Below are 6244 nucleotides of genomic sequence, written 5' to 3'. Positions count from 1 at the left end.
CCGCCATCGGCGGCGTGCTCGCCGGGCCTATCGGTGCAGGTGTCGGGGCGGGCATCGGCTATGCGGTCGATCGCAACGAGGACCGCCGCTGACCCGTTGCCGGCTGGGACGCTGTATCCCGGCGACGCCCGGATGCGACTGCGCGCCGGCGCCCGGCATGTCGCGGGGTCTGCTATAGTCAAGGGTTAATCAAGAGGATCGCGTCCGCGGTGAAGCGCCCCTGCCATGACCGCCCAGCCGCCCGTTCAGCCCCCGCTCCAGCCCCGACTTCAGCCCGATAACCGCCGTCAGCGTATCCTTGAGATCCTGCGTGCGGCGCGCCTGCTGCCGCCCCTGCTGGGTGTGGCGGTGACCCTGGTGGCGGCGCTGGTGCTGCTGCTGGTGAATATGGCGGTGCCTGGACTCGCCTGGCCCAAGCTCGTCTGTCTCGCCTTCCTCGCCATGGGGCTGTCCGCAGCCGTGCTGACGGCGCATCGGCTCAAGACCCAGCTCCTGCAGCCATTGGTGAATCTGGAGGAATCCGTCTCTCGTGTCTGCCAGGGCGAGCCTGGTGCGAGCCGGGCGCTGGCCAATGTCGGCGTGCTCGAAACCATGGCGCGCGGCATCGGTAGTCTGAACGCGGAGCTCACGGACCTCTACGAAGACATGGACAGCCGCGTCGCCCGCCAGACCCAGCGCCTCGCGCAGAAGACGGCCTCGCTCAAGATCCTCTACGACGTCGCCGCCGAGATCACCCGTGCCGATACGCTCGAAGAGCTGCTGCTGCACTTTCTGCGGGTCCTGAAAGAGATGGTCAACGGCCGCGCCGCCACCGTGCGCGTGGTGGCGGCGGACGGCGAGATGCGCCTGGTGGGCTCCATCGGGCTGGATGACGACCTGGTGCGCCAACAGGACATGCAGCCGGTGGAGCTCTGTCTTTGCGGCACCGTGCTCTGCCCCGGGGAGATCGTCTGTGACAATGATCTCCGCTATTGCTCCCGTGTCTACGGCCGGCGCATGCTCGCGAGCGACGCGGTGGAAGTCGTGACTGTGCCGCTCAAGCACCATGACGAGCTGCTGGGCGCCTACAGCATCTTCGTGGACCGCCCGGGGCTCAGCGAGCGCGAGGATATTCTGGATCTCCTCAGCACCATCGGTCAGCACATCGGTGTCGCGCTCGCCAAGCACCGCTCGGACAACGAGGCTAGGCGTCTATCCATCGTTGAGGAGCGGGCCTCCCTGGCGCACGAGCTGCATGACTCCCTGGCGCAGACTTTGGCGAGCCTGAGGCTCCAGGTGCGCATGCTCGGCGATACGCTGCGCGACGCTGACGTGGCGCCTCAGGCGCGGGCGGACCTCAGCCGTATCAGGAACGGCATCGACGAGGCGCATGGGGAGCTGCGGGAGCTGCTCTCCAGCTTCCGCGCTCCCATGGACCGCCGGGGTCTAATCCCCACCCTGGAGGACCTCATCCGCCGCTTTGGCCAGCAAACGGGCATCCATGCTGTGCTGCAGCTCAACTGCCGGCCGTTCGAGGTCACGCCCACCGAAGAGATGCAGCTGGTGCGCATCGTCCAGGAGACCCTCACCAATGTGCGCAAGCACGCCGATGCGCAGACCGTACGGGTCCTGCTGACCCGTGAGCAGGACGGAAACTATGTGCTGCTGGTTGAGGACGACGGTGTCGGCTTCAGCGCTCGGCGTAAGGCTGCCGGTCGGCCCGGTGAGCACATCGGCCTGTCCATCCTAGAGGAGCGCGCGCGGCGCATCGGTGCCCGGTTGGAGATCGAGAGCGAGCCGGGGGAGGGCACGCGCGTGGAGGTGACCTTCACCGCCGGACGGGTCGGCCGCGCGGGGCTCGCCGAGCAGGCCGCCTGATGCGCGTGCTGCTCATCGACGACCACGCCCTGTTCCGCGTCGGGCTGCTGGAGCTGCTGGAGCGCCGCGGCATCGAGGTGATCGACGCGGTCGGCGACAGCGATGTCGGGCTCCGCCTCACCCGCGACTGCGCGCCGGACGTGGTGCTGTTGGACCTGCGCATGCCGGGCCCCGGCGGGATCGAGATCCTGAAGCAGATCCGCGGCGAAGGGCTTGACCGACGCGTGGCCATGCTCACCACCAGCACCGAGGAGCAGGACCTGATTGCCTCCCTCCAGGCCGGCGCCAACGGCTATCTGCTGAAGGACATGGAGCCTGACGAGCTGGTCGCGGCACTCGAGGACATCGTCGTGGGCAAGACGGTCGTCGCCCCAGAGCTCACCGGCGTACTCGCCCGAGCGGTGCGTCATGAGCCGGAGCCGGCGACGCCTGCCCAACCGACGCTGTCGGAGCTGACGCCGCGGGAGCAGGAAATCCTGTGCCATTTGGCGGCGGGCCAAAGCAATAAGGCCATCGCCCGGGAGCTCGGCATCTCTGACGGCACGGTCAAGCTGCACGTCAAGGCCATTCTGCGCAAGCTCCAGGTGCGCTCGCGGGTGGAGGCCGCCGTCATGGCGGTAGAGCAGGGGCTCTGCGCGCGCGATTGACGTCCCCGCCTGCAACGGCGGCCGGTTGACGATCTTCGGCGCGCCCCAGGGGCATGCTCGGGTATAACGCCCACCATCCAAGCAACGCATCCGGAGAACACCATGAAGAACTTTCTGGAGCTCATCCGCAATTGCCTGACGGACGTGCGCGAGATCATGCCCTGGGACTTGGAGGAACGCCTGACGGAGAACCCTGACCTGTTAGTGGTGGATGTGCGCGAGCCAGATGAGTTCGCCGCGATGCACATTGAAGGCTCTATCAACGTGCCTCGGGGCATCCTGGAGTCAGCCTGCGAATGGGACTACGAGGAGACCGTCCCGGAGCTCGTCCTGGCCCGCGAGCGGGAGATCGTTGTCGTCTGCCGCTCCGGCTATCGCAGTGTGCTCGCGGCCAATTCCATGCAGGTGCTCGGGTACGAACATGTCGCCTCGCTCCAGACCGGCTTGCGCGGCTGGAAGGATTACGAGCAGCCACTGGTGGATGGCGCGGGCCGGGCCGTGGACCTCGACGACGCCGATGTCTACTTCACCCCCAAGCTGCGGCCCGAGCAGCAGCGTCCGAAGGACACCGATAAAGCGGCGCTTCCCTAGGTCGGCGCCGACATTAGGCGACTCGACGCCGGTCGTCTTGAGAATGACGGCTCAGGCCGGGGACCCCAGGTAGGCCAGGCTGTCCGGGTCGAACGGCCTGGGCGTAATACCCAGGCTCGCAAAGCCGTCCTCGACGCAAGTGTTGCCCGCGAGGAGCATGGTGAGCTGGTCTCGCGTCACCGGGAACCAATCGAAGCGCCCCAGCACCGAGGCCACGGGGCCGATGAACATGACGGGCGCCGGCAGCATCAGCTTTTTCTTGCCGCTCGCAGCGGCGATACCAGAGAGGATCTGCTTCCAGCTCCAGGCATCTGGTCCACACAGCGTCAAGGTCTGGCCAATGGTTTCGGGCGCCGCCAGCGACTTGGCGAAGGCCGTCGCCACGTCCTCCACATGCACGGGCCCCAGCTCGAAGGCGCCGGCATCCGTAGGCAGCAAGCCTTCGTAGAAGAGAGGCGCGGGCATGGGGCTGTCGATGAGCTCCCGCTTGAGCTGGGTGCAGAACTCCATGCGACCGCGTGGTGGGCCGAAGATCACCGAGGGTCGGAAGATGGTCCAGTCCAGCCCGGAGGCCTTGAGGGCTTCCTCGGCGGCGAGCTTGGTGGTCTGGTAGGGCGTGGCGGCGGCATCGATGCCGTTGGCGCTCATGAGCAGGAAGCGCTTGGCGCCGGCGGCCTCCGCAGCCGCTATCGCGCGCTCGGCGCCGCGGCGCTGCATGGCGTCAAAGGTGATGCCGTGTGCGGGCTGCTCGCGCAGGATGCCGATGAGATAGACCGCTGCATCGCAGCCCTCGAAGCATGCGCGTATGGCCGCCTCGTCGGCGACGTCGCCGGGCACGGCTTCGAGCGCCGGCAGATCCGGCAGCTTGTGCTCGCTGCCCGGCCGCATCAGCAACCGTAGCGCGTGACCGTCTCGCGCGAGCGCCTCCAGCAGGTAACTGCCGACGAATCCGGTGCCGCCGATGATGCCGATTTTCATGAAGATTCCCCTGCTTGGCTCAGAAGTGTCCAATGGCCCACGCGCAATCGTCGCGTGCTGGAGGCGTGCCGGCGGTGCGGATCCGTCTCGCGTCAGGCGAGTGTTGCGAGGCAGCCCACCGACGCTTGCGCCTTCGGGCACACGCCGACACCACGTCACGAGGTGCGGTGGAACCGCGTAAATTCCACCCCGCCGCCCCGATCCTGGCTGGGCTTTGAACAGGCTGTTTTCTGGTCAACGCGCTAATTGTTCTGTGATTGACGAGCCAGAACGTCGTGTTGTTCTTAGCTTGTATATGTTTTGGCCGACGTCATGTGCTCATGTCCGTAAGAGGCGTGAGAGGAATTTTGACCATGTCGAGCCACTACCTCATCGTCGGCGCCAGCTCTGGTATCGGAGCGGCGCTGCTGGAGCACCTGGTCGCCGATGGCGCCAGCGTGACGCATTTGTCGCGGGAGCCTGAGCGCGCTCCTGATCTTCCTAATACCACCGGCATCCGGTGGGACATACGGAAGGAGCCGTTCCCGGGAGAGTCGCTGCCGGAGCGCTTGGATGGTCTTGCCTACTGTCCCGGGGGCATCCGACTGCGCCCCTTTGAGCGCCTTAAGGAGCAGGACTTCAACGATGAATGGGAGATCAACCTGATGGGCGCGGTGCGCACGCTGCAGGGGGCGCTGCCGGCCCTGAAACGCAGCGATGCGGCCTCGGTCTTGCTGTTTAGTACCGTCGCCGTGCAGACCGGCATGCCTTTCCACGCGGCGGTGGCTGCAGCCAAAGGCGCCGTCGAGGGGCTCACGCGAGCGCTGGCGGCCGAATTCGCGCCGTCGATTCGAGTCAATGCCATTGCACCGACGCTGACAGACACACCACTGGCCGAGCGGCTGCTGGGATCAGACGAGAAGCGTCAGGCGGCAGCTGAGCGGCACCCGCTCAAGCGCATCAACGTACCCCAGGACGTGGCGCGCACCGGCGTTTGGCTGCTGCGGGATGCGACATCCGTCACCGGCCAGGTAATCGCGCTCGACGCCGGTCTGTCGTCCCTGCGCTTGCTCTGACGCCTTGCCCGCCGCGCTGGGCCGCAAGCGGCCCTAGCGTGTCAGGTGCCGGTAGCGCGCAAGCCGTCGCCGGCACCGGCCTTGCCGAGACTGCGGATGCGCATGCGCCGCAGCTTGATGCGCAGGCCGCCGAAAGCGGTGTCGATGGCGTCTTCTGCTTTCTTGTGCGCCTCGCGCACGATGATCTGACGTTTCGCGGACAGAGTGGCCACGAGCTCACAGCGTACTCGATGGCCTCTCAGCTGATCGAATTCTTCGGCGATGCGGACCTGCAGGTCGAGCTGTGAGTCCGGTGCCGCTTGGCTGATGTCTTCCGCAAGTCGGTTGACCCTGCGGACCAGCTTGCGGTCCAGCGCAAGCGTGTCTCCTGAGATGCGTACGCTCATTCACTACCTCGTTGTGATGCGCAGAGCGGTCCCGAGATTCGGGATAGGCTTCTAGGCCACGCCGGCCTATGGTTCAGTCTGAGTGTGCAGTCTTGCCGGACTACACGGGGCGGCAGGCAGACAAGGCCTGCAGTGCATGTTCGGGGATGCGAATCCATGGCACGCGGTGCGTCGTGGTACATGTGCCTGTCTGCGGCACGACAGCGGCTGCGCTGTGCGCGTGGTCGGGGAAGCTGCAGGTTCTGGTCCAACGGATTTCGTTTCCGGCAGGCATAGCCCTCGGGGGCCAATTCCAAACAGCAGGGTCGCGCCGTCCGCTGACCTGCGCCGCGATTTGTCTCCGTGAGGGATCGTCTTCGGGCTGGTCGCACACACTGCTGCGCAGCAACGTCTTGGGCGCCCGGCGCCGCACTCCTCACGGTTCACTGCGGAACGGACCCTCAACGGGCGTGCGTCACCGACGGCTGACTGCTGTGACGAAAGAGCGGTGTATGAACTGTACGCCAGCAACACAGCCTTCGAGCCATCTGGTAACGCCCAGGTAGGCGCTCCGGAGGGGGCAGGGGCGCGTTGTCGGTATCCGTTGGACTGTGGCGGGGGGGGCTGGGGTTGCGTTTCAGCCCAGACCGATAGCGAAAACATAAACAACTTCGCCCGCGGCGTCCCCACCCCCCGAACATTGGCTGTGATTTGCGACAGTTCGGCGCATTACGGGCCTTTTTCAACCAAG

General features: G+C 66.2%; 6 protein-coding genes. 4 read left to right on the top strand and 2 right to left on the bottom strand.

What is annotated here, in order from left to right; all coding sequences use genetic code 11:
- Positions 1–225: 225 nt before the first annotated feature.
- The 3 genes from I6U14_RS14390 (at position 226) to I6U14_RS14380 (ending at position 3095) form a co-directional block, all read left to right on the top strand.
- On the top strand, positions 226–1857 hold the full coding sequence (locus I6U14_RS14390) for an ATP-binding protein (protein ID WP_296900206.1): 1632 nt from the start codon (positions 226–228) through the stop codon (positions 1855–1857).
- Entirely contained in the window at positions 1857–2504 is a 648-nt protein-coding gene (locus tag I6U14_RS14385) for a response regulator (protein WP_296900205.1), read from the top strand. The genes I6U14_RS14390 and I6U14_RS14385 overlap by 1 nt, the downstream gene beginning before the upstream one ends.
- A 102-nt stretch (positions 2505–2606) precedes the next feature.
- Complete coding sequence (locus I6U14_RS14380) at positions 2607–3095, top strand: rhodanese-like domain-containing protein (protein WP_296900204.1); 489 nt, start codon at positions 2607–2609, stop codon at positions 3093–3095.
- 51 nt (positions 3096–3146) lie between these two features.
- On the opposite strand, the gene I6U14_RS14375 is transcribed toward I6U14_RS14380, so the two are convergent.
- Positions 3147–4073, bottom strand: coding sequence for an NAD(P)H-binding protein (locus I6U14_RS14375; RefSeq protein WP_296900203.1), 927 nt, complete (start codon positions 4071–4073; stop codon positions 3147–3149).
- A gap of 353 nt (positions 4074–4426) precedes the next feature.
- On the opposite strand from I6U14_RS14375, the gene I6U14_RS14370 reads away from it, so the two are divergent.
- Complete coding sequence (locus tag I6U14_RS14370; RefSeq protein ID WP_296900202.1) at positions 4427–5128, top strand: SDR family NAD(P)-dependent oxidoreductase; 702 nt, start codon at positions 4427–4429, stop codon at positions 5126–5128.
- A gap of 41 nt (positions 5129–5169) precedes the next feature.
- Here the strand turns inward: I6U14_RS14370 and I6U14_RS14365 are convergent, their stop codons facing one another.
- Entirely contained in the window at positions 5170–5514 is a 345-nt protein-coding gene (locus I6U14_RS14365; RefSeq protein ID WP_296900201.1) for a Fis family transcriptional regulator, read from the bottom strand.
- Between the last annotated feature and the right edge of the window lie 730 nt (positions 5515–6244).

The sequence above is a fragment of the Thiohalocapsa sp. genome (assembly GCF_019695415.1).
In the GTDB taxonomy this organism is placed as follows: Bacteria; Pseudomonadota; Gammaproteobacteria; order Chromatiales; family Chromatiaceae; genus Thiohalocapsa.
This window is presented reverse-complemented; position numbering and strand designations above follow the sequence as displayed.